The sequence below is a fragment of the Frateuria hangzhouensis genome, assembly GCF_026410505.1.
GTDB lineage: Bacteria > Pseudomonadota > Gammaproteobacteria > Xanthomonadales > Rhodanobacteraceae > Frateuria_A > Frateuria_A hangzhouensis.
Genome location: NZ_JAPMIU010000021.1, coordinates 11,436 through 32,594 on the forward strand (window position 1 = coordinate 11,436; position 21,159 = coordinate 32,594).

The 21,159-nt window shown below is 66.9% G+C and carries 21 protein-coding genes; 12 read left to right on the forward strand and 9 right to left on the reverse strand.

The features are described 5' to 3' along the window. Nucleotides 1–70 precede the first annotated feature (70 nt). A complete protein-coding gene (locus OSC30_RS15840) occupies nt 71–2,221 on the forward strand; it encodes an LTA synthase family protein (protein ID WP_007508505.1) in 2,151 nt (716 codons plus the stop codon). Here OSC30_RS15840 and OSC30_RS15845 read toward each other — a convergent pair. Both OSC30_RS15845 and OSC30_RS15850 read right to left on the reverse strand, forming a co-directional pair. Continuing rightward, nucleotides 2,209–2,832: a phosphatase PAP2 family protein gene (locus OSC30_RS15845; RefSeq protein WP_007508508.1), complete on the reverse strand. Its 624-nt coding sequence runs from the start codon at nt 2,830–2,832 to the stop codon at nt 2,209–2,211. The two genes, OSC30_RS15840 and OSC30_RS15845, sit on opposite strands and share 13 nt — an antisense overlap. A gap of 134 nt (nt 2,833–2,966) precedes the next feature. Beyond that, complete coding sequence (locus OSC30_RS15850) at nt 2,967–4,007, reverse strand: YncE family protein (RefSeq protein ID WP_007508510.1); 1,041 nt, start codon at nt 4,005–4,007, stop codon at nt 2,967–2,969. A 283-nt stretch (nt 4,008–4,290) separates the two neighbouring features. Here OSC30_RS15850 and OSC30_RS15855 point away from each other — a divergent pair, with 283 nt between their 5' ends. The 11 genes from OSC30_RS15855 (at nt 4,291) to OSC30_RS15905 (ending at nt 13,908) form a co-directional block, all read left to right on the forward strand. Continuing rightward, nucleotides 4,291–4,968, forward strand: a complete 678-nt coding sequence (locus OSC30_RS15855; RefSeq protein WP_007508512.1) for a response regulator — start codon at nt 4,291–4,293, stop codon at nt 4,966–4,968. Continuing rightward, nucleotides 4,961–6,367 (forward strand): sensor histidine kinase, encoded by a 1,407-nt coding sequence (locus OSC30_RS15860; protein WP_007508515.1) that lies wholly within the window; start codon nt 4,961–4,963, stop codon nt 6,365–6,367. The genes OSC30_RS15855 and OSC30_RS15860 overlap by 8 nt, the downstream gene beginning before the upstream one ends. A 30-nt stretch (nt 6,368–6,397) precedes the next feature. After that, entirely contained in the window at nt 6,398–7,840 is a 1,443-nt protein-coding gene (locus OSC30_RS15865) for an efflux transporter outer membrane subunit (protein WP_425474760.1), read from the forward strand. Then, a complete protein-coding gene (locus OSC30_RS15870; protein ID WP_007508519.1) occupies nt 7,840–8,973 on the forward strand; it encodes an ABC transporter permease in 1,134 nt (377 codons plus the stop codon). Before OSC30_RS15865 ends, OSC30_RS15870 begins: the two co-directional genes overlap by 1 nt. Next, complete coding sequence (locus OSC30_RS15875) at nt 8,970–9,713, forward strand: ABC transporter ATP-binding protein (protein WP_267172831.1); 744 nt, start codon at nt 8,970–8,972, stop codon at nt 9,711–9,713. The genes OSC30_RS15870 and OSC30_RS15875 overlap by 4 nt, the downstream gene beginning before the upstream one ends. Beyond that, nucleotides 9,710–10,681 carry an efflux RND transporter periplasmic adaptor subunit gene (locus OSC30_RS15880; protein ID WP_007508523.1) on the forward strand — a complete coding sequence of 324 codons (972 nt, stop codon included), beginning with the start codon at nt 9,710–9,712 and terminating at the stop codon, nt 10,679–10,681. The genes OSC30_RS15875 and OSC30_RS15880 overlap by 4 nt, the downstream gene beginning before the upstream one ends. Nucleotides 10,682–10,685: 4 nt before the next feature. After that, the gene (locus OSC30_RS15885; protein WP_007508524.1) at nt 10,686–11,519 is read left to right on the forward strand and encodes an alpha/beta hydrolase; all 834 of its coding nucleotides are present in this window, start codon (nt 10,686–10,688) and stop codon (nt 11,517–11,519) included. A gap of 1 nt (nt 11,520) precedes the next feature. Further along, complete coding sequence (locus tag OSC30_RS15890; protein WP_007508526.1) at nt 11,521–11,880, forward strand: EamA family transporter; 360 nt, start codon at nt 11,521–11,523, stop codon at nt 11,878–11,880. Next, nucleotides 11,877–12,290, forward strand: a complete 414-nt coding sequence (locus tag OSC30_RS15895; protein WP_007508527.1) for a DMT family transporter — start codon at nt 11,877–11,879, stop codon at nt 12,288–12,290. Before OSC30_RS15890 ends, OSC30_RS15895 begins: the two co-directional genes overlap by 4 nt. After that, on the forward strand, nt 12,287–13,504 hold the full coding sequence (locus tag OSC30_RS15900; protein ID WP_267172832.1) for a DegT/DnrJ/EryC1/StrS family aminotransferase: 1,218 nt from the start codon (nt 12,287–12,289) through the stop codon (nt 13,502–13,504). The genes OSC30_RS15895 and OSC30_RS15900 overlap by 4 nt, the downstream gene beginning before the upstream one ends. Before the next feature lie 107 nt (nt 13,505–13,611). Further along, nucleotides 13,612–13,908, forward strand: coding sequence for a PepSY domain-containing protein (locus OSC30_RS15905; RefSeq protein WP_007508529.1), 297 nt, complete (start codon nt 13,612–13,614; stop codon nt 13,906–13,908). 86 nt (nt 13,909–13,994) lie between these two features. Here OSC30_RS15905 and OSC30_RS15910 read toward each other — a convergent pair whose 3' ends face one another. From OSC30_RS15910 to OSC30_RS15940, 7 genes are all read right to left on the reverse strand, one after another. After that, on the reverse strand, nt 13,995–14,888 hold the full coding sequence (locus OSC30_RS15910; protein ID WP_267172833.1) for an arginase family protein: 894 nt from the start codon (nt 14,886–14,888) through the stop codon (nt 13,995–13,997). Next, nucleotides 14,885–15,946, reverse strand: a complete 1,062-nt coding sequence (locus OSC30_RS15915; protein WP_267172834.1) for a GNAT family N-acetyltransferase — start codon at nt 15,944–15,946, stop codon at nt 14,885–14,887. The genes OSC30_RS15910 and OSC30_RS15915 overlap by 4 nt, the downstream gene beginning before the upstream one ends. A gap of 16 nt (nt 15,947–15,962) precedes the next feature. Continuing rightward, entirely contained in the window at nt 15,963–17,180 is a 1,218-nt protein-coding gene (locus tag OSC30_RS15920) for a beta-ketoacyl-[acyl-carrier-protein] synthase family protein (protein WP_100224874.1), read from the reverse strand. 8 nt (nt 17,181–17,188) lie between these two features. Further along, the gene (locus OSC30_RS15925; protein ID WP_267172835.1) at nt 17,189–17,488 is read right to left on the reverse strand and encodes an acyl carrier protein; all 300 of its coding nucleotides are present in this window, start codon (nt 17,486–17,488) and stop codon (nt 17,189–17,191) included. An 89-nt stretch (nt 17,489–17,577) separates the two neighbouring features. Continuing rightward, nucleotides 17,578–18,981: an aspartate aminotransferase family protein gene (locus OSC30_RS15930; RefSeq protein ID WP_007508534.1), complete on the reverse strand. Its 1,404-nt coding sequence runs from the start codon at nt 18,979–18,981 to the stop codon at nt 17,578–17,580. Between the two features lie 16 nt (nt 18,982–18,997). Beyond that, nucleotides 18,998–19,705 (reverse strand): MtnX-like HAD-IB family phosphatase, encoded by a 708-nt coding sequence (locus tag OSC30_RS15935; protein WP_027483954.1) that lies wholly within the window; start codon nt 19,703–19,705, stop codon nt 18,998–19,000. Nucleotides 19,706–19,800: 95 nt separating this feature from the next. Then, nucleotides 19,801–20,970: a glycosyltransferase family 9 protein gene (locus OSC30_RS15940; RefSeq protein WP_007508536.1), complete on the reverse strand. Its 1,170-nt coding sequence runs from the start codon at nt 20,968–20,970 to the stop codon at nt 19,801–19,803. Nucleotides 20,971–21,159: the final 189 nt, after the last annotated feature.

Genomic DNA, 21,159 nt, shown 5'->3' on the forward strand with positions numbered 1-21,159 from the left:
TCATGGATGGAGCCTGCAGTGGGCCTGCAATCGTGGGCCGCGCCGGTCCATCTTTACAGCGGAGAACCCCATGTTTCGTCTTCCCGGTTGGTCGCCCAAGCTGAAGCAGCGCTTCCGGCCGCTGTGGTGGCTGGCGCTTACCTATCTGGTGATGGGTGCGGCCACCCGCATCGTGCTGTTGGCGATGACCGGCAGCGGTGTGCCACTCGATCCGCTGTTGTGGCTGTATGCGTTCGGCGTCGGCGCGTGCTATGACCTGATCACGCTGCTCTACGTGGCGTGGCCGCTGATGTTGTTCCTGTGGATCGTGCCGACCGACCGGGCCTTGATCCGCACCCCGCTGCGTTGGGCCTTCTGGCTGCTGGCGCTGGTAATCGCCTACGGGCTGTGCTGGGTGGTGCTGCATGCGCTGTGGCGGGTGAGCGCCTCGGACATCCGGCCACTGGCGCTGGTGTTCATCTATCTGCTGCCGTTGCCGGCACTGGCCTACAACGGCCGCAGCGGCCGCATCGCACTGGCCGTGCTGTACCTGGCGACCATCTTCGGCCTGCTGTTCGTGGCCGCGTCGGAGTTGGTGTTCTGGGACGAATTCGGCGTGCGCTTCAACTTCATTGCGGTGGATTACCTGGTCTACACCACCGAGGTGATTGGCAACATCCGCGAGTCCTATCCCGTAGGCCTGTGGATGACGCTGATTGGCGTGCTGGCGCTTGCCATTCTGTGGTTGAACCGGCGCGGCCTGCGCGCCCGCGATGCTGGAAGCCGCTTTGCCGGCCGTGGCGCCGTGGCCGGCATCTGGCTGGTGCTCACGGTGCTTTCGGTGGCGGGCATCAACGCCACGCTCAAGGACCGCACGGGCAACAACTTCGTCAACGAGCTTGCCGGCAACGGCATTTACCAGTTCTTCGCCGCCTTCCGCAGCAGCCACCTGGACTATGCGCACTTCTATCGCACGCTGCCTGAGCGGGACGCCTTCGCGCGCGTGCGTGCCGGCCTGCTCACGCCGGAGGCGAGCTACATCAGCAACGATCCCCACGACCTCACCCGCGCGATCCGCAACCCGGGTCCCGAAAAGCACCTGAACGTGGTGCTGATCAGCGTGGAGAGCCTGTCGGCCGATTTCCTCACGACCCTGGGCGCCAGCCACGGCGAGATCACCCCGTACCTGGACGGACTGGCCAAGGACAGCCTGTTCTTCGACAACGTCTATGCCAACGGTACCCGTACCGTGCGCGGACTCGAGGCGTTGTCGCTGTCGATCCCGCCGACGCCCGGCGATTCGGTGATCAAGATGAAGCACAACGAGAACCTATTCTCGCTGGCAGATATTTTCAACGACCGCGGCTACGTGTCGGAGTTCGTCTACGGTGGCTACGGCTACTTCGACAACATGAATTACTTCTTCGACCACAACGGCTACATCGCAGTCGACCGCAAGGACATTCCGAAGGACGCCACCATCCACCACGAGAACGTGTGGGGCGTCGCCGACGAGGACCTCTACACGCTGGCGCTGGGCCAGATGGACAAGATCCACCGTGAAGGCAAGCCGTTCTTCCTGCACGTCATGACCACGTCCAACCATCGCCCGTTCACCTTCCCGGCGGACCGGGTGAATTTCCCGCAAGGCTCGCGCGAAGGTGCGGTGGCGTATACGGACTGGTCGATCGCCGACTTCATCCGGCGAGCCCGCGCCAAGCCGTACTTCGACGACACGGTGTTCGTCATCACCGCCGACCACGATGCCTCCAGTTCGGGCAAGGTCAGCATCCCGGTCAACCGTTATCACATCCCGCTTTGGATCTATTCGCCAAAGCACATCACGCCACGGCGGGTAGGCCGCTTCATGAGCCAGATCGACATCCCGCCCACGCTGCTCGGGTTGCTCAACTTCAGTTATCGCAGCCGGTTCTTCGGATACGACATCTTCCAGTTGCAGCCCGGACGTGAGCGCGCGTTCCCTGCGACCTACGAAAAGCTCGGCTACCTGCGCGGCGGCCTGCTGACCATCCTCGAACCGCAGAAGAAGGTCGAGCAGTTCCGGCCGGACTTCGTGACCGGCGACGCGGCCCCCGTGAAGGCAGGCAGCCCGGGCGATATCGATGACGCGACTGCCTACTACCAGGTCGCCGCAGAGCTCTTCAAACAGGGCAAGCTCGTGCGCCGTCCACAGGACAGCCAACGCCCGGAGGCGCTACCGGCCGATGCTCACTTGAAGTGATGGACAAAGCCGACCTGGAAGCCGCCAGGTAGCCAGCTGAGGATCAGCGGCGAATCGCGGTGGGCGGACCAGATCCCGACGCCCACCCCGAGCGCCGCACCCACCAGCACGTCGCTTTGCCAATGTCCCCGCACCTTCATGCGTGCGACCGCGTCATAGGCGGGAAGCAAGGCAAGCGCATAAACGGCCGGGTGCTCATCGCCATAGTTCACGATGAAGGGCGTCACCGCGGCAGAGATGGCCGCCACCTCGCCGCTGGGGAAACTCTGCGCATGGGTGCCGGCGAAGAACTTGTTGGGATCGTCCGTCTGTGAAGGCCGCTCGCGCTGGAAGGTGTACTTCATCGCCTGTGCACCCAGGCCTGCGACCACCATCGCGTCGGCGGAACGCCAGAAGGTGTCGCCCAGCTTGTCCTGGTCACCCAGCGCCAGGGCGCCACCGGCGACGGTCAGGATGGTTCCATACATCAGGGCATTCTGGTCGCCACGCTTCCAGATGCCGCTGTTGTCGTAATGCAGGCGGTGATCGATGCCCAGAGGTCCGCCGGAAGCGATCGCGCTGCCGGAAAAACCGAGGGCGAGCAGGATCACCCACGCACGCAAGATAGCCATGGCAACGCCCTTTCACGGCGCAACGGCGCCAGACCACGCGACGCTAGGGCCGCGGCCTTTGGTCTGACTTAGCTGGGCCTTTCGCCAGGCTTTCTCGGCAGCGGCGGCGCGCCCTTCCGGCGCGCACTACCGATTCACGGCTTGCCGACGGTGAGCAGACTGAAGCTTCCCGGCACGACCGTGCGCCGCATGCCCGCCTGGCTTTCCTTCGCCCACGTCGCCGCGGAGAGATAAAGACGCCCATGCAACGGATCGAGGGCAAGCGTTCTTGCGCTGACCTGGGTGGGAATGGTCGCGACCACGGAATAATGGCCCGGATCGTCTTCGTGTACGGCAGTGATGGTGCCGCTTTGACCGTTGGAGCTGTACGCCACCGCCGTATCCGGGTCGAATGCCACCGCATCCGGGCCCTCCCCGATGGGCACCGTCGCGACGACCTTCCCGCTATCGGTGGATACGATCGCCATCGTGCGGTTCTCGCATACGGCAAACAGCCGGTGGTGCTTGCGGTCGATGGCCAGTCCGCTGGGCGACGTGCACGGCGACAGGTTCCATACGGCCGTCACCTTGTCATGCAGCGAATCCAGCCGAACCAGCTCGGACTTGTCCTCGATGTTGGCGAACACGTGGCCCGCCTCGTCGCTGACCGCGAACTCCGGCTTGCCCGGCAAGGGAATCGTCGCCTTCACGATAGGGCCAGAGGGGTCGATCACGCTGGCCGAATGCCCCTTTCCGTTGAAGGTGAAAACATGGTGCGAGGCGGGGTCATAGAGGATCGCATCCGGATTGGCGCCGGTGCCTTTCACCGTGGCCAGCGTCTTCAGCGAAGCCAGGTCGAAGACGGTGACGGAATCGGCGCGGCCATTGCTCGTGAAGCCACGGCCTCGCTCCGGGTCGATCGCGATGCCGTGGGCGCCCGGCGTGCCTTCGATCGTACCCAGCAGCTTATGCCTGTCCACATCGACGACGAGCACCCTGTCCTGGTGGCTCACGTACAAGTGCCGGTGGGCAGCATCGAAAGTGAGGTAGTCCCAGCCGCCGTCGCCGGGCATCGGCATGCGTGAAAGCACGCGATACGGCTGGGACGGTGCGGTGGCGGAATGCGCCGCAGGCAGGGAAAGCGGAAGCAGGACCAAGGCGGCGGACGCCAGGGTGCCGAGGGACGCGCGATGCATTCGATTCTCCCGCAGGGTGGTGCGGCAGCTTGCAAGGCGTTGCTTACGCAGCGCTTAGGACCTGGAGGCGGCCGCCGCATCCATAAGCCGCTGCTAAGCGTGGCAGCGCAGCATGCATGCATCTCCCGAGACGTGCCTTGTGAAGGCGGCCTCGCCGAGGCCTGCCTTGCCAAGGCAGTCATGTGCAACCGGCCAGCGAGACTGCGTCGATGTTTGAACTCTCCCGAAGGGCGCGCCCGGGATTACCCCGCGCGATGTCCCTGCCGCTTCGATGGAACCGGTCATGCGCGTGCTGATCGTCGAGGACGATGCGTCGATCGCCGCTGGCGTCGCCGCTGCGTTGCGGCACGAGGGCCATGCCGTGGACGTGGTGGGCGACGGCAGCCTGGCCGAGGCTGCGCTGCAGGACACCGCCTACGATCTGCTGGTGCTGGATCTGGGACTACCGCGGCTTGACGGGGCGGAACTGTTGTTTCGCGTCCGCCGCCGGGGCGGTGAAATCCCCGTGCTTGTCGTTACCGCGCGGGAAGGCCTGCGCGAACGCGTCCGGGTACTCGACCTGGGAGCCGACGACTACCTGGCCAAGCCGTTCGCGCTGGATGAATTCAAGGCACGGGTGCGCGCGCTGCTGCGCCGTGCAACGAGCAGGGGCGCACCCGAACTCAGGCTGGGGCTGCTGCGCGTGGATCTCTCCGGACGCCGCGCCTGGATCGGCGAACAGGACCTGGACCTCACCGCCCGCGAATTCGGTGTGCTGGCGGCACTCGTGACCCGGGCCGGACGATTGACCAGTCGGGTCCAGCTGATCGAATCCCTTTGTGGCTGGGACCAGGAGTTGACCGACAACGGCCTGGACATCGCCGTGTACCGCCTGCGGCGCAAACTGCGCGGGTGCGGCACCGGCGTACGCACCGTCAGGGGGCTTGGCTACTTGCTCGAAGAGGAAAAGGCCGGTGGCTGAGCAAGTGCTGGACGCGCCGCGACAGACGCAGCCCAGCCTGCGCCGTCGCCTGCTGGCCTTCCTGCTGATTCCGGTGGGGGTATTGCTGCTGCTCGATGCGCTGCTTACCTACGGCGTGGCGCTGGCCTATTCCAACCGGATCCATGACCGGGACCTCAGCAGTGACGCCGAGTCGCTCGCCGAGTTGTTGCAGGACAACCGGCTCGACGGCGCTCTCTCGCCGCAGGCCCGGTTCCTGCTGGAATACGATCCGGATGGACGCAGCTTCTTCAGCGTGCGCAGCAGTCTGCATGGCCTGTTGGAGCAGAACGCATCGTTCCCGCAAGTGGCGGCACCCAAGGCGGGAAATGCACCGGTGCTGTTCGACTCCCGGCTGGGCCCGCACTCCCTGCGCGCTGCGATCATAAGCATCCACCCCCAGGCCAATCCTGCCGACACGCTGACGATCAGCGTGGCCGAGACACTGCAGGACCGCCACCGCCGCGCACGTGAGATCCTGCTGCTGGCCGTGCCCTTGCAGAGCCTGCTGATCGTGGCGGTCCTGTCGCTGGTCTGGTTCGGCGTCAACTATGGCCTGCGCGTGCTGCAGCCGCTCACCGAGCGACTTGCGGCCCGCGAACACGACCTCACGCCGATCGGCGAGGCCGACGTGCCGATGGAGATCCTGCCCCTCACCCGGACCATCGATGGCCTCTTCGCGCGCCTGAGGGGAACGCTGGAATTGCACGAGCGCTTCATCGCCGATGCCGCGCACCAGTTGCGCACGCCGCTCGCGGGCTTGATCCTCCATGTCGAAGGGGCGGTGCAGGACGACGACCCCGAAAGACTGCGCGATGCGCTCGGCCATATCCGCCAGCTGACCCTGCGCACCGCGCGCACCTGCGCACAGCTGCTGGCGTTGACGCGCGCGCAATCGCCACTCACCCTCCCGGCGACGCACCTGCCCGTGGACCTCGCCCGATTGGTGCCTGAAACAGTGGGCCTGCGCGTCAGCGAGGCGCTGGCCGCGGAAGTCGATCTTGGCTACGAAGGAACGCCGGGGCCGCTGCGGGTCGATGGCGATCCGTCGAGCCTGCAGGAACTGCTCGACAACCTGATTGACAATGCGCTGCGCTATGCCGGTCGGGGCAGCCATGTCACGGTGGGACTGGTGCCACTGCCGGGCGATGGCGTGCGTCTTCGCGTCGAAGACGATGGCCCGGGCGTTCCCGATGCACTGCTTGCTCGCCTTGGCGAACGCTTTTTCCGCGCGCCGGACGCCACCGACATGGGTACGGGCCTGGGGCTTGCCATCGTGGAGCGCATCGCCGAGTGGCATGGCGCGCGAGTGAGCTACCACAACCGCACGCCGCACGGATTGCAGGTCGATGTGCAATTTCCACCTGCGATGATGGTCTGAGGCCGACTCATGCCCCTTCGGCCATCCACCATGCCATACGCTTCCCACCTGCGAACCCGGCGGTCGCGGATCGGGCACCCCCTGCGCCGATGGGCACTTGGCGCCCTGCTGGCGACCCTGGCCGGCTGCAGCACCCTGCCCCTGCCCGAGCTGCATCCGCCTGTACCCACGCACTGGCGCCAGGCACCGCCATCGGCAACGCCCGCAGCACCTACGGACCTGCGGGGGTGGTGGCGGGCCTTCCACGACGCCTCATTGAACGCCCTGATCGACCGGGCCCTGGCCGACAACCTGGATGTCGCCCAGGCCATGGAGCGCCTGGAAGCGGCCCGCGCCCTGCATCGCACCGCAGGCGCGCAGTTCCTGCCCCAACTGCGCGCGAAGACCGAAGACGTGCCCGATCCCGACGCGAGCGCTTCGTTCTTCGTGGCGGGTTTCGATGCGCTGTGGGAGCTGAATCTTTTCGGACGTGGCACGGCCGAACGGCGCATGGCGCGCGGCGATCTCGACGCCGCGGCATCCGATCTGCGCGCAGCACGGGTGTCGCTGGTCGCCGAAGTCACCCGTGACTGGCTCGACCTGCGTGCTGCCCAACAGCAGGAGCAATGGCTGACCCGGATCCGCGACATGCGTCGCCAGCAATACCTCATGCTCCAGACGCGCCAGCGCCTGCGGCTGGCCGGCGCGCAGGATGTCGACCGTGCCCGGGCCGCGCTCGCCCAGGCGGACGCGGCCCTGGTCGAACCGCGCGACGCGATCGATGCCAGCGCCCAGCAACTGGCGACCCTGCTCGGCCAGGCCGAACCGGACCCCGCGTGGTTCAAGGCCGCGCCGATGCCCACGCTCGGCGCCTGGCGCCTGCACAGCCTGCCGGCGGACCTGCTGCGCTCACGTCCGGAAATCCTGCATGCCCAGGCCGAGGTCCTGCGCACCGCCGGCGAGGCCGGGCTGGCGCGCGCCAACCGGTACCCCAGCCTGGCCCTCGGCGGCTCGCTGATCTGGTCGACCAGCCTGCAGGCGCATCGGCCCACGGACGACAATGCGGTGGCCTCGATCGGTCCGGTCATCAACATTCCGCTGTTCGACTGGGGCATGCGGGCGGCCCAGGCGCACGCCAAGGAACACGAGCTCAAGGCAAGCGTGCTGGCCTACCGGCAGACGGTGTTGCAGGGCGTTGCCGAGGTCGAGACGGCGCTCGGGCGGTTGCGCCGCCAGGCGGAGTACGAACGCCATTGCACCGAGGCCGCGGCGGCACTCGGTCACGCGGACGACGTCATGGCGCGCCGCGCCGCGTTGAAGCTGGCCGGACCGATGGACCAGGCCGAGAGCGCCATTGCAAGCGACCAGGCGGCACTGGCACAGGTCCAGGCACGCGCCAGCCATGGACTGGCGTTCGTGGCGCTGTTCAAGGCGCTGGGCGGTGCACCGCTGCCCGCGGGCGATCCGTCCGAACGGACGCAGGAGCGCGACTGATGGTCGCCCTGGCCCGCAAGACGCTGGTGCACGAATGGCGGCGCTTCCTGCCGGCGATTCTCGCGGTCGGCTTCGCCGGCCTGCTGCAGCTGCTGCAGGCGGCGCTGGTGCTGGGCATCTTTGGCAGCGCCAGCGTCTACATCACCGGCTCGGCGGCCGACCTGTGGATTGGCTATCCGGGGACCCAGAGCGTCAACCTGGGGCGGGCCATCGACCCCAACGTCGAGGCTCGCGTTCTGATGGATCCTGCGGTCGCGAAGGTCGAGCCGTTCATCTGGCTGGACGCGGACTGGCGCGGCCACGCCGACACCGGCGGCGAGTCGGTGTTCGTCTCGGGCATTGACCCGCAGTCCGCTGGGCTGATGTTCGCCCACGCCTTGCCGCCTGCCCTGCGCGCACGCCTGGAGGAGCCGGACGCGGTCATCGTGGACCGCGCCGATATCGACAAGCTTGGCGTCGCCATCGGCGGCACCGCCGCCATCAACGGGCACACGGTACGCGTGGTTGGCGTCAGCAGCGGCCTGCGTGCGCTGGGCGGAGTCAACGTGGTCAGCTCGCTGGCCACCGCCCGCGAGCTCGATACCGATCCGGCCGATGGCGGCCGGCCGACCTATTGGGTGGCGAGCCTGCGCGATCCGGCACAGGCCGGCGCGGTGGCCGCGCGGCTGCGCGGCGACGGCGCGTTCGGCCCCTACGAGGTGTGGACAGCGCAGGGGTTCGCGCGCCGCTCGGTGCTGTACTGGATGCTCGATACCGGTGCAGGTGCGGGCGTGCTGTTCCTGGCCGGGATCGTGTTCCTGGTCGGCGCCGTGATCACCAGCCAGACGCTGGTGGCCGCGGTCGCCGGCTCGGTGCGCGAATACGCCACGCTCAACGCGCTCGGCGTGGGCGTGGGCGCGCTTCGCTGGGTGGTACTCGAACAGGCCTTCTGGGTCGGCGCGCTCGGACTGCTGGGCGCCACCGTGCTCGGCGCGGTCTTGCTCGCCCTTGCACGAGGACAGGACGTACCGGTGGTGCTGGATATCCCGGTGACGCTGGCCTGTGTCGTGCTCGCGATGGGCCTGGCAGGCGTATCCGGCCTGGCGGCCATCCGCAGTTTGCGCCGGGCCGATCCGGCGAGTTTGCTGCGATGAATGCCAGCGCGCACCCGTCGGTGGTGACGTTGCGGGCGGAGAATGTCGCCAAGGCCTTCGTTTCCGGCCGCTTGCGTACGCAAGTGCTCGATGGGCTCTCCTTGTCGATCGAGGCAGGCGAGCTGACCCTGATCTCCGGACCTTCCGGCTGCGGCAAGAGCACCCTGCTGGCGATACTCAGCGGCCTGCAGAACGTCGACGCAGGCCGGGTGCTTGCGCTCGATAGCGAGCTCGGACAACTCGATCGGGGTCAGCTGGAAGGTTTCCGGCTACGTCACACCGGTTTCGTGTTCCAGGGGTTCAACCTCTTTCCCGCGCTGAACGCGCGCGAGCAGGTGGAGTTGCCCTTGCATTACCTGGGATTGTCGCGGGAGCGGGCGCGCGCGCGCGCCGTGCACTCGCTGGAGGAAGTTGGCCTGGCCCGCCGCATGGGCCTGAAGCCGGCGGAACTGTCCGGCGGCGAGAAGCAGCGCGTCGCGATCGCCCGGGCGCTCGCCAAGCGACCCCAATTGCTGTTTGCCGACGAACCCACCAGTGCACTGGATGCGGCCAGCGGCCAGACCATCATCGACATCCTCCATCGTATCGCCCGTACCCACGGCACCACCGTGCTGTGCGTAAGCCACGACCCCCGCCTCATCGGCCATGCCGATCGCGTCCTTGCCATGGAAGACGGTCGCATCCTGAGCGACCGGCGCGTGTCCGCCTCCCCTGCGCCCCACCTAGGAACCCCATCATGATGTCGCTTTCCAGCACCCGTCGGCTCCGGTTGATCGTGCTGCCGGTGGCATGGCTGCTGACGCCATGGCTGCTGGTCGCATGCAGCCGTCACGCCGATCCGGTCGCGACGCCCCCCGCCCCCGCATACGCTGCGGTGGCACGGGGGCGCATCGATGTGGAGGGCGGACTGTTGCGGTTGGGTGCGCCGGGTGACGGCAGGCTGGTGGAAATCGATGCCCACGAGGGCGAGCAGGTCCGCCGCGGTCAGGTCCTGGCCGTACTGGAAACCGAGCCCGCCCGCATTGCCCTCGCGTCGGCACAGGCCGAACTGGACCAGGCCCGCGCCCAGCTTGCGCTGGTCGAGGCCAGGCTTGCCGGCGCGAAGCAGCATGCCCATCGGCTCGCCGCCGCCGCCCGTGCGGGCGCGGGCGACGGCCAGAGTGCGGATGATGCGCAGGGCGCAGCCGTCGAACTGGCCGCGCAACGGACTGCGATGCGCGCCAGCGTGGCGCTGGCGGAACAGAAACGTGCGGCAGCCCGCTTCGAACTGGCGCAGCGCACGCTGAAGGCGCCGATCGATGCGGACGTGGTCCGCGTAACCGCCCAGGCCGGCGCCAGCGTGTCCATGCAGCCCGGCGCGCTGTTCGTGTTGCTGCCGCGCACGCCGCGCATTGTTCGCGCCGACCTGAGCGAGGCCTACGCCGGCAAGGTGACCGTTGGCATGCCCGCCCTGGTGAGAGTCGAAGGCCAGAGCGACGCCGCCGCGTGGCCGGCCCACGTATTGCGCACGGGATCGATCGTCGGTCCTTCTTCGTTGGAGGACGATCCACAGCTCCGGGCCAATTCGCGCACGGTCGAATGCGTGCTTGTGCTGGACACCGCACCCCCGCCGCGCGTGGGCCAGCGCGTCCTGGTGCAATTCGGCAGCCGGTCGAAAGCTCCGGGAAACCGGCCGCTGCCAGGCTCGACGTCTTCCGTTGCGGAGTGATGGCGTGATACGGCAAACCGATTTCTTTCTCGAAGGCGACCGCCGTGGCGTGCTGCTGATCCACGGGCTGACCGGCACGCCGATGGAGATGCGCCTGCTCGGCAAGGGCCTCAACAGCGCCGGTTTCACCGTGCACGGCATGCAACTGGCCGGCCACTGCGGCGATACCGACGACCTGCTGTCGACCGGTTGGCGCGACTGGTACGCCAGCGTGGAGCAGGCCGCCGACGCCATGTTGGCCAGGGTCGACCAGTTGTTCGTCGGCGGCCTGTCGATGGGCGCGCTGCTGGCCCTGAAGCTGGCCGCCGACCGGCCCTCCCGGGTGGCCGGCGTGGGCGTGTACGGCGCCACGTTCCGCTATGACGGCTGGAGCATCCCGTGGACGGCGCGGCTGTCCTTCCTGCTGCCGCTGGTCAAGAAACTGGGACTGGGCCGCTCGCGCGTGTTCCTGGAACAGCCGCCCTATGGATTGCGTGACGAGCGGCTGCGCAGACAGATCAGTGCGGCGATGCATTCGGGCGACAGCACCATCGCAGGCCTGCTTGGCAACCCGTGGCACGCGCTGGCCGATCTGCACCAGCTCTCCGTGCAGGTACGCCGCCAGCTGCCGCAGGTGACCTCGCCGTGCCTGGTGGCGCATGCCAGCGAGGACGACGTGGCCAGCGTGCGCAATGCCGAACTGGTGGTGCGCAGCGTGAGCGCGCCGGCCGAACTGCTGCTGCTCAGGAACAGCTACCACATGATCACCATCGACAAGGAGCGGCGCACCTTGATCGAACGATCGGCCCGCTTCTTCGACACGGTCGCCGCCGGTCAACCGTTGCGCTCGGCCGCCTGACATGCCGCCACCGATCCTCGCCCTGTGGCTGGCGAACGTGCTGGTGGATACCACCGGCCAACTCGCCTTCAAGGCGGCGGCAGGTGCCCCCGAGGCAGGTGATGGCCTGGCACGCTGGCGGCACATGGCCAGCCGGCCGTGGCTGTGGCTGGGCGTGGGCTGCTACGTCGTCGAGTTCCTGCTGTGGATCGCCTTCCTGTCGCTGGTGCCGCTGTCCAAGGGCGTGCTGCTGGGCTCGATCAACATCGTGGCGATCATGCTTGCCGGGCGCTGGCTGTTCGGCGAAAAGCTGACCCGCCTGCGCGTGGCAGGAATCCTGCTGGTGAGCCTGGGCGTGGCGATCGTGGGAGCGGGTGGATGAGGCGCTTCTATGTGGCCGGCTTCCTGCTGCTGATGGCGTTCGACACCTTGGCGCAGGTGTCGTTCAAGTTCGCCGGAACGCACGCGCTGCCAGTGAGCGCCAGCCTGGCCTGGCTGCTGCGGGTTTTCGGCCAGCCGTGGGTGTATGGCGCGGTGATCGGGTATCTGGGAGCGTTCTTTACCTGGATGAGCCTGCTCAAGCACGCGCCGATCGGGCCTGCGTTCGCCGCGTCGCATCTGGAAGTGGTGAGCGTGATGTTGCTGTCGGTGTGGCTGTTCCACGAGCCGCTCAGCCTGTCCCGCGTGCTTGGCGCCGTGGCGATCGTCGCCGGCATCGTCTGCTTGGGCCTGGCCGAGTCGGATAGCGCGCCTGGCGTTCCGGCAACAGGCCGGATTGCCGGACCGAGGTGAGCACATTGCCACCGGCACGCTGGCATGAAATCCCCCCGACCGCCGGTCTGCCGCTGCACCTGCGCGACCTGATCCCGGGGCGTGCGGATCTGGCCGAACGGATAACCGCCCAACTGGGCACGCCACGGCTGCAGCTGGAGTGTTCGGGCACCGCCGCCCTGCTGCTCGCCCTTCGCGTGCTCAAGGCACGTGCGCGCGAGCGCACGGTGGTGGTACTGCCGGCCTACACCTGTCCGCTGGTCGCCATGGCGGTGCACGCCGCCGGCCTGTCCATGCGCCTGTGCGACCTGCGCCCGGGCCACTACGACATGGATCCGCACGCGCTTGCGCGGGCCTGCCGGGAGGACACACTGGCCGTCGTGCCGACGCACCTGGCCGGCCGCGTGGCCGACGTCGACGCTGCGCTGGCGGCCGCCCGCACGGCAGGCGCCTACGTGATCGAGGATGCTGCGCAGGCATTGGGCGCACGCGACCGCGGCGCGAGCGTGGGCCTGCGTGGCGACCTGGGATTCTTCAGCCTGGCTGCCGGCAAGGGCTTGTCGATCTATGAGGGTGGCCTGCTTGTCAGCCGCGACCCGGACCTGCGCGAAGAACTGCAGTATGCGCATGAGAACGTGCCGGAGAAGCCGGGCTGGGAGCTTCGCCGATGCGTGGGGCTGCTGGGCTTGGCCCTGTTGTATCGACCACGCGGATTGAGCGTAGCGTATGGGATGCCGTTGCGTGCCGCACTCAAGCGCGGTGATGCGGAGGCGGCCGTGGGTGACCGGTTTCCACTGTCCCTACCGTTCCACCGTGTGGGCGTTTGGCGTAGCGCGGTCGGCGCGCACGCTTCGAGACGTCTTCCGGGCTTTCTCGCCTCGCTTGCCACCCAGGCCCGCGCGCGACTTCCCCGCCTGCGCGGCATCGACGGTATCGAAGTGTTTGAAGATGCCGCTGGTGCGCAAGGGACGTGGCCTTTTTTCCTGGTACGCCTGCGCGACCCGCGGCATCGGGATGCCGTACTGGCGCGCCTGTGGCGTGCTGGCGTCGGCGTCAGCCAGTTGTTCGTGCATGCACTGCCCGACTATGCCTACCTCGCCGACCGGGTGCCGCAGGCGCCGATGCCCCGCGCACGCGCCTTCGCGCAAAGCACCCTGACCGTCAGCAACAGTCCCTGGCTGGACGATGCAACCTTCGAGCAGATCGCGCAAACCATCGAACGCACCGCCCGCTGAACCGATGATGCCGCGAAAGCCCGGGATAAGCGCGAGGTAAGTCCCATGCCCGATTCTGTCGATGCCCGGATGCACCGGGGCACGCTTCCACAACTCAGGAGAACGTCATGCGCAAGTGGATCCTCATCGCCTCCTCGCTCGCACTCAGCACCGCCGCCTTGGCCGCTACGCCCAACCAGGGCAAGCACGCCATGCACGCGCAGATCACCAAAACCGAGGCTCGCGCCATCGCCCTCAAGACCTTCCCGGGCACCATTGCGAAGGAAGAACTGGAAAAGGAAAAAGGTGGCAGTGGCCTGCGCTATTCGTTCGACATCGTGGCCAAAGGAGTGACGCATGAAGTGGGCGTGGATGCGAAGGACGGGCACATCCTCGAAAACTCGATCGACAACGACAAGGATTGACGGGCTCGATCGAACGAGGCGGGCCGATTTTTGACATCAGCGGAAAGTGGCACCGCCGGCACGAACCTTTGCAACCCGACCGGCCGCTATCGCCCCGGCTTCTGGCTCGCGCCGGGACAACGGTCGATGGCGGCCAGCAGGTGCTCGTTGAGCACGTGTTGCTGGCCTTGCCATCGGGCGAGCTCCCGCTCATCGATGGTCGGCTGCGCATCCATCGCCGAGAGCCGCCGCTTCCACCAGCTGCGGTAGCGGTACGCCGAGATCTCACCGGTGATATCGCTGCCGACCAGCCCGCCGCGCAGGCTGCCGATAAGCTCGACGGCGTGCTGCAGCCGCAGGCTGCCCTGGTCCCAGTTGGTGCGGGCGACGTCCTGGGCGAACACGTCCTTGTCGATCGACAGATAGGTTGGCTGCGGCGCCGTGCGCTGTTGCTCACCGAAGGTGGCGACCAGATCGTCGGCGCTGTCGAACCCGCGCATGGCGTGCGCCAGGCCCGCACGCTGCGCCCAGCCGACATCCACGCCGACGCTCCAGTAGCTCACGCGTCCCTGCCGCAGGGGTGACAGATAGTTCGCCCAGGCGTGTCGCCGGTCGATATCCGTCGAGCTGATACCGAGCACGTGGACGTGGCTGACCTGGGGCAACAAGGCGACCCGCCGCACCCACGAGCCGCAGTGCACGCCGAACGCATAGCGCATGTTGTCCGGGTGGTTGTCCAGCACCACGACCTGGAACCGCCGCTGCGTTCGGGCGACGCGGGCGATCAGCGGCCAGCTCAGGTGGTGAAAATCGCCGCTGCCCAGCATCACCGTGCCGCACGTGGATGGCAGCACCTCGTCCAGTCCCTGGCTGAAACGACGCAGCGCGGCTAGGGAGCAACCGAACCGCAACGTCTCCTGCCAGTGTTCGAGAGGAACCACCAGCCGACCGGCCAGGGGGCCGACCGAATGGTCCATGTCCAGCACGACCGGCCGTGTCATGCATCGGCCTTGGCGGCACTCGCCGGTTCGCTTTCGAAACGATGTGCCATGCGGCGCAATAGCACACGCAGCACTGGGTTGCGCACGTAGACCGCATGGCGCGTGCTGGTGAACCGCGCGCCCAGCTGGCCCTTGATCACCGGATCGGTCCAGCCGGCCACGTAATGGCTCAAGCCGCGCGACCTGGCATAGGCAAGATTGTGCATCCAGCTCACGACATAGAGGTTGTGCTTGCGTGCCTGCGGATAGGCAAAGCCCACGTACTTGTCGACCAGCTTGCCGCCGAACTCGTAACAGAGATTCCAGCCGATCAGCTCCCCCGCATGGCGGTAGCAGAACACCACGCCACCGCCGTCGGCCGATTGCAGCACACCACGGAAAAACGCTTCGCTCAGCAGGTCGAAGTGGATCTCGCTTTGCGCATGCACGGCGCGGTAGAGCGCGTAGAAGCTGGCCAGGCACTCGGGATCCCCGAAGCATGGCGCACCGGTAGGAACCAGGTCGATATCGAGGCCGGCGCGGGCCTTGAGCTTGCGGCGGATGTCCTTGCGCCGCGCGGCCGAGCGGCGCGCCAGGTAGTCGTCCTCCGAGGCGAAGTCGATTGGCACCCAGGCCAGCGGCAGGCCTTCGAGCACCACGAAGCCGAGCGACTCGCAGGCGCTGGCAAAGGCATTCGCATGCGCGTTTGCCGCGCCGTCGAGCAAGGGTGAATCGTGGGCGATGTCCTTGACAATGAACAGGGCACCTTCGCGGCCATGGCGCCGCTTCAGTTCCCGCGCCAGTTCCGCCGGCGGCAGCTGCGCCGGCAGCGGGGTGTACTCGGTCACTGTGCAGCCGGCAAAACGCGTGCGCCAGCGCAACCATCGCCCCCACATGCGATACAGCGGCAAGGCGGTGATGCGCCGTCGCAGCCCCTCGTCCGCGGTGGTCAGCAGATCGAACGGCGCACGGAAGGTGGGCATGCTGCCCGGTGCATGCTCCGTGGCAAAGTCCACGGGTGGATGCGCAAGGAACTGCTCCAGCAGCACGTCCGGTTCGAGTTGGCACAGATAGGGCATGGCTTGGGACCGTCGGTCAGGCCTGCCTGACCGCCAGCACGGCGTTGAGCCCGCCGAACGCGAACGAGTTGCTGAGCGCGACGCGCACGGCCATCTGGCGCGGCACATTGGGCACGTAGTCGAGATCGCAAGCCGGGTCGGCGCGTTCGAAGTTGGCCGTTGGCGGCACCACGCCTTCGCGCAAGGCGCCCAGCACCGCAACCAGTTCCAGCGCGCCGGAAGCACCGAGCGCGTGGCCGTGCATCGACTTGGTCGATGAGATCGCCAGGCGCTCGGCGTGCGCAGCAAAGCTGAGCCGGATGGCGCGGGTTTCAGTCGGATCGTTGGCCGGGGTGCCGGTGCCATGGGCGTTGATGTAGTCGACGTCTTCGGGTGCCAAGCCGGCATCGGCCAGCGCCCGGTCCATGGCCGCGGAACTGCCGCGCGCATCGGGCGCGACGATGTCTGCCGCGTCGGCACTCATGCCCACGCCGGCCAGCTCGCCCAGCAGTGTGGCGCCGCGAGCGCGTGCATGATCCATGGACTCCAGTACGAAGATGCCGGCACCCTCCCCCAGCACCAGGCCGCGGCGGGTGGCGCTGAACGGTCGGCAGGTGTCGTCGGCCAGCACCCGCATGGCCTCCCACGCCCGCAGCGCGCCATAGCTCAGGCAGGCCTCGGTGCCGCCGGTAACCACCACGTCCGCCTGGCCGCAACGGATCAATTGCGCCGCCTGGGCGATGGCGTGGTTGGTCGAGGCGCAGGCGCTGGAGACGGCGAAAGCCGGGCCGCGCAAGCCATGCTCGATGCTGATCTGGCTGGCCGGTGCGTTGATCATCAGACGCACGATGGTCAGCGGATGCAACCGCTGCGCATTCTCCCCATACAGCCGCTTGCTCTGCTCGTCCTGGGTAATCTCGCCACCGACGCCCGTGCCGACCACGACCCCGGTGCGAAGCCCAAGGTCCGCCGCGCGGAAATCCAGGCCGGACTGGCTGATGGCCTCGCGCGCCGCGATCATCGCCAGCTGCGTCGTGCGGTCGAGCATCGGCAGCACGCGTTCATCGAAGTGCGCCGAAGGATCGAAATCCTCCGGCACCTGGGCCGCCACGCGCACGCGCAGGCGCGACGCTTCGGGATGACGCAGTGCGGCGATGCCGCTGCGGCCTTCACGCAAGGCCGCCCACAGGGGCGTGGCGCCTACGCCGAAGACGCTGACCGCACCCATGCCGGTGATGGCCACGCGACGGGACATCGGCAGGTTCACGCGGCGCGTTCCGAGGACGGCGTTTTGGCGGACAGAGCGGCCTGTACGGCGTTGATGAGATGCTGGACGGTATCGCTGTTGAGGTCGGTTCCGCTGTCGGGAAAGGTGATGTCGAACGCCTCTTCGATGTCGAAGATCATTTCGATGGCCTCCAGCGATTCGACGCCAAGATCCTTGAGCGTCGATGCAGGCGTCACCATGGCCGGATCGACTTTGGCCTGCTTGGCGATCATGCCGATAACCCTTGCGCCGACATCGCCATCGGAGGGGATATTCGGGGAAACTTCGGTATTCATGCGAATCCTCCTGCGGGCCTTGCATGGTGGGTCGTATCAACGTCCGGCAACGATGGCTCCGCCATGCGGGGGCCGCTTATTGCTGCGGCTTATAGTCGCTTGGCCTTGGTCAGCAGTTGATCGAGCAACGCGATCGCCAGGTCGATTTCCTCGTGCGTGATGTCCAGCGAGGGCGCGAGCGTGATCACGTTCTTGTACCAGCCGCCCACGTCGAGCACGAGGCCGGTCTTCCTGCCGTTGTGTTCGAGATCGCCGGCCAGGCCGATGTCGACCATGCGGTCGAGCAGCGCCTTGTTCGGCGTGAAGCCATCCTCGGTGCAGATCTCCGCGCGCAGCGCCAGGCCGAGACCGTCGACGTCGCCGATTTCCTTGTGGCGCTTCTGCAGGTCGCGCAGGCCGTCGAGGAAGTGCGCGCCCTTGGCCGGCACGCTGGTTTCGTAGTCGAGCTCGTAGCCCATCCGGATCACCTCCAGGCCTAGCGAGGTGCCCAGCGGATTGGAGTTGAACGTCGAATGCGTGGAGCCGGGCGGAAACACGGTGGGATTGATCAGCTCCTCGCGCGCCCACAGGCCGGACAGCGGATTGAGCCCGTTGGTCAGCGCCTTGCCAAACACCAGCACGTCCGGCGTCACGCCGAAATGCTCGATCGACCACAGCTTGCCGGTGCGCCAGAAACCCATCTGGATCTCGTCGACGACCAGCAGGATGCCGTACTGGTCGAGCACCTTCTTCAGGTCGCGAAAGAAGTTCGCCGGCGGGATCACGTAGCCGCCAGTGCCCTGGATCGGCTCGACGTAGAAGGCGGCGTATTCGGCCTGGTTGACCTTCGGATCCCACACGCCGTTGTATTCGGTCTCGAACAGGCGCGCGAACTGGCGCACGCAGGCGTCCGAATACTCTTCCGGCGTCATGCCCTTGGGGCGGCGGAACGGATACGGAAATGGAATGAACATGGCACGCTCGCCGAAGTGGCCGAAGCGGCGGCGGTAGCGGTAGCTGGAAGTGATCGACGAGGCGCCCAGCGTGCGCCCGTGGTAGCCGCCCTCGAAGGCGAACATCAGGCTCTTGCCGTTGCGCGCGTTGCGCACGATCTTCAGGGAATCCTCGATCGCCTGCGCACCGCCGACGTTGAAATGCACACGGCCCTTGCGGCCAAACTTGCCCTCGACGTCCAGCGCGATGGTCTTGGCCAGCTCGATGCGGCTCTGGTGCAAATACTGGCTGGCCACCTGCGGCAGCAGGTCGACCTGGCGCTTGAGCGTGTCGTTCAACCGCGGATTGCCGTAGCCGAAGTTGACCGCCGAGTACCACATCTGCAGGTCAAGGAATGGCACGTCCGCGCTGTCGTACATCCAGCTGCCCTCGCAGCGGCGGAAGATCTTCGGTGGGTCGACGTAGTGAACGGTGTCGCCGAAGGAGCTGTACTGCGCTTCGTCGGCGAGCAGTTGCGCGTCGTCGATCACCAGGGCGGTGTGCTTGTCGAATGCGTTCATGGGTTTCCAGGGGACGTCAGGCGGGTGCGCCCGCGGGGACGGGCAAGGTGTGGTGGCTGGCCAGGTTGCCCTCGAGCAGCGCAGGCAGCATTTCCAGCGCATCCTCGAAGCCGGTGATGGGCACGTACGGGATGCCGGCGGCGCGGCAGTGTTCGACCAGGCGGTGCTTGGCGAACACGAAATCGACGCGGTCGGCGGCACAGAAGTCGGACGCGCCGTCGCCGATCAACAGCGTCCTGTGCGCGCCGTCGACGCGGGCCTGCTCGACGCGGGCGCATTTGCACGTCCCGCTGCGGCAACCGGCGGCCTGGAAGGGAGAGCTCAGCTGCCATCGCTGTGGCGGTACGCCAGGCGCCAGATGGTTGGCTGCCACCGGCAGGCCATCGAGGCCATGCCGCCGAAGGATGCGTTCGATCGCGTAATCCAGGCCGTCGCTGACGATGCCGATGGGCACACCCAACGCACGCGCTTCGGCCACGAAATGCGCAAAGGCGTGATCGATCCGGATGCCGTCGAGGTGTTCATCCAGGTCGCCCTGGCTCATGTCCAGCAGCCCCACCTGCCCGCTCATGCAGACACGCGAGCCGATCTGGCCCGCACGCCAGGCTTCTTCCAGTTGCTCCCAGCCAGGGCGTCCATAACGGTCAAGCAGGGAGTCGATGACATCCTCGACCGAAACAGTGCCGTCGAAATCGCAAAGAATGGTCCATCGGGTCGGGCTCATCGGATCTCACGTCTTTTGCTTCGTGAGGCAGGTTAGTCACCCGAGCTTTCCTGCTCCTTTCTCTTGCCTGGGCCATTCAGGCACGGGGATGCCGGTCAAGGGTCGACGCGGCTTTCCGCTGCGCACGCGGCCCGACTGGAACGGGCGCTCGCAAACCATGCGGCCGCCTTGGATGCGACTCCGGCGACATCCATCTCGCGCGTCCGCACGAAGCCATGGTGCTCTCCATACGGCGCGTATTTGCCAGGGTCGGTTGTGGAGAAAAGGCCCAGGGTCGGTGTACCGCTTGCTGCCGCTAGGTGCATCACGCCGCAGTCGGCGCTGATGAACCCATCGAGACCAGCGATCAGCGCTCCGAGGCGACGAATATTCTGCGTGTAGAAGGAAGGGAAACGTCCGGCGAGATCCGAGCGGCCATGGGCCGCCACCAGATCCACGAGCTGCACCCCGGGTGCCAGGCGCTCGAAAGTCGGGATGAACTCATTCCACCACGCCTGGCCAAAGCGTTTGGCTCCTGTCGCATTAGTAAAAATGCCGACCAGGCCGTGCCCAGTGCCGCAGGGGCTACCACGTAAGCGTGCCAGTACGGCGGACGCTTCTGTCCTTTCATGCAGCGAGAGACCCATGTCGAGAGGCGGATAGCCAGGACTGGTCGTCCCGGCATACGCCGTGCGCAGCAGGAAGACACCCCGATGTGCAAGATGCTGAGGCCAAACCCGTCTATGCCATGCCGAAAAGGGGTTCGCCAGCCGATCGGGGAAGCCAATCTTGAAACGCGCCTTTGCCAGCGCCAGCACCAACCGCCCCGATTGGGAGCCATCGCACGGGTCAATCGCAAGATCATAGCGTTCCGATCTCAAATCGCGCAGCAGACCTGCGCTGGCCACGGGGTGGCGTGCGATCCGCCGGGAGAGAACGAATAGCCGATGAACGGAAAAGCGCGGCGAATAAAGGCTCGCGGCAGCTTCGGAGCCGACGAGGTCGATCTGTGCTCCCGGATACAGTGCCTCGATTTCCGCGATCAGGGGGCTGATCAGCACCGTGTTGCCGAGTCGGTGATTCGGACGACAAACCAGCACGCGGTGGATGCCGTGCGTCGGTAGTCCTCCTGGGTCGCAAAGCTGATTCTCCAGCCGTCCGAACGTCGAGGCGAACGCCTTGGCGACAAAGGCGCGGCGCGGCCGATCGCCCAGACGGGGGCGGGGGATCTCATGGAGCGCCTCTGTCAGGGCGGCAGCAGGCGCACGATCTAGCGTGATGGTCATGCGAGCGAAGGTTATAGTTGCCACCTTATGATCACCTTAGCGGTGATCGATGGTGTCCTGCCGTTAGGGAAACTCTGATTTTGCCCCGCGGTCTTAGCGAGACCTGAGGATGGATGGTACGTGATGGCACCCAAGCAGATGAGCCTGTCGATGGAGCACGACGCCGGTTTCGAGCGGCACCGCAAGGCG

Coding starts and splice junctions, on each gene's coding strand:
- OSC30_RS15855 (WP_007508512.1), top strand. CDS start 4,291: ATGCGCGTGCTGATCGTCGAGGACGATGCGTCGATCGCCGCTGGCGTC.
- OSC30_RS15880 (WP_007508523.1), top strand. CDS start 9,710: ATGATGTCGCTTTCCAGCACCCGTCGGCTCCGGTTGATCGTGCTGCCG.
- OSC30_RS15840 (WP_007508505.1), top strand. CDS start 71: ATGTTTCGTCTTCCCGGTTGGTCGCCCAAGCTGAAGCAGCGCTTCCGG.
- OSC30_RS15935 (WP_027483954.1), bottom strand. CDS start 19,705: ATGAGCCCGACCCGATGGACCATTCTTTGCGATTTCGACGGCACTGTT.
- OSC30_RS15875 (WP_267172831.1), top strand. CDS start 8,970: ATGAATGCCAGCGCGCACCCGTCGGTGGTGACGTTGCGGGCGGAGAAT.
- OSC30_RS15845 (WP_007508508.1), bottom strand. CDS start 2,832: ATGGCTATCTTGCGTGCGTGGGTGATCCTGCTCGCCCTCGGTTTTTCC.
- OSC30_RS15895 (WP_007508527.1), top strand. CDS start 11,877: ATGAGGCGCTTCTATGTGGCCGGCTTCCTGCTGCTGATGGCGTTCGAC.
- OSC30_RS15925 (WP_267172835.1), bottom strand. CDS start 17,488: ATGAATACCGAAGTTTCCCCGAATATCCCCTCCGATGGCGATGTCGGC.
- OSC30_RS15850 (WP_007508510.1), bottom strand. CDS start 4,007: ATGCATCGCGCGTCCCTCGGCACCCTGGCGTCCGCCGCCTTGGTCCTG.
- OSC30_RS15890 (WP_007508526.1), top strand. CDS start 11,521: ATGCCGCCACCGATCCTCGCCCTGTGGCTGGCGAACGTGCTGGTGGAT.
- OSC30_RS15920 (WP_100224874.1), bottom strand. CDS start 17,180: ATGTCCCGTCGCGTGGCCATCACCGGCATGGGTGCGGTCAGCGTCTTC.
- OSC30_RS15910 (WP_267172833.1), bottom strand. CDS start 14,888: ATGACACGGCCGGTCGTGCTGGACATGGACCATTCGGTCGGCCCCCTG.
- OSC30_RS15915 (WP_267172834.1), bottom strand. CDS start 15,946: ATGCCCTATCTGTGCCAACTCGAACCGGACGTGCTGCTGGAGCAGTTC.
- OSC30_RS15870 (WP_007508519.1), top strand. CDS start 7,840: ATGGTCGCCCTGGCCCGCAAGACGCTGGTGCACGAATGGCGGCGCTTC.
- OSC30_RS15865 (WP_425474760.1), top strand. CDS start 6,398: ATGCCATACGCTTCCCACCTGCGAACCCGGCGGTCGCGGATCGGGCAC.
- OSC30_RS15930 (WP_007508534.1), bottom strand. CDS start 18,981: ATGAACGCATTCGACAAGCACACCGCCCTGGTGATCGACGACGCGCAA.
- OSC30_RS15905 (WP_007508529.1), top strand. CDS start 13,612: ATGCGCAAGTGGATCCTCATCGCCTCCTCGCTCGCACTCAGCACCGCC.
- OSC30_RS15940 (WP_007508536.1), bottom strand. CDS start 20,970: ATGACCATCACGCTAGATCGTGCGCCTGCTGCCGCCCTGACAGAGGCG.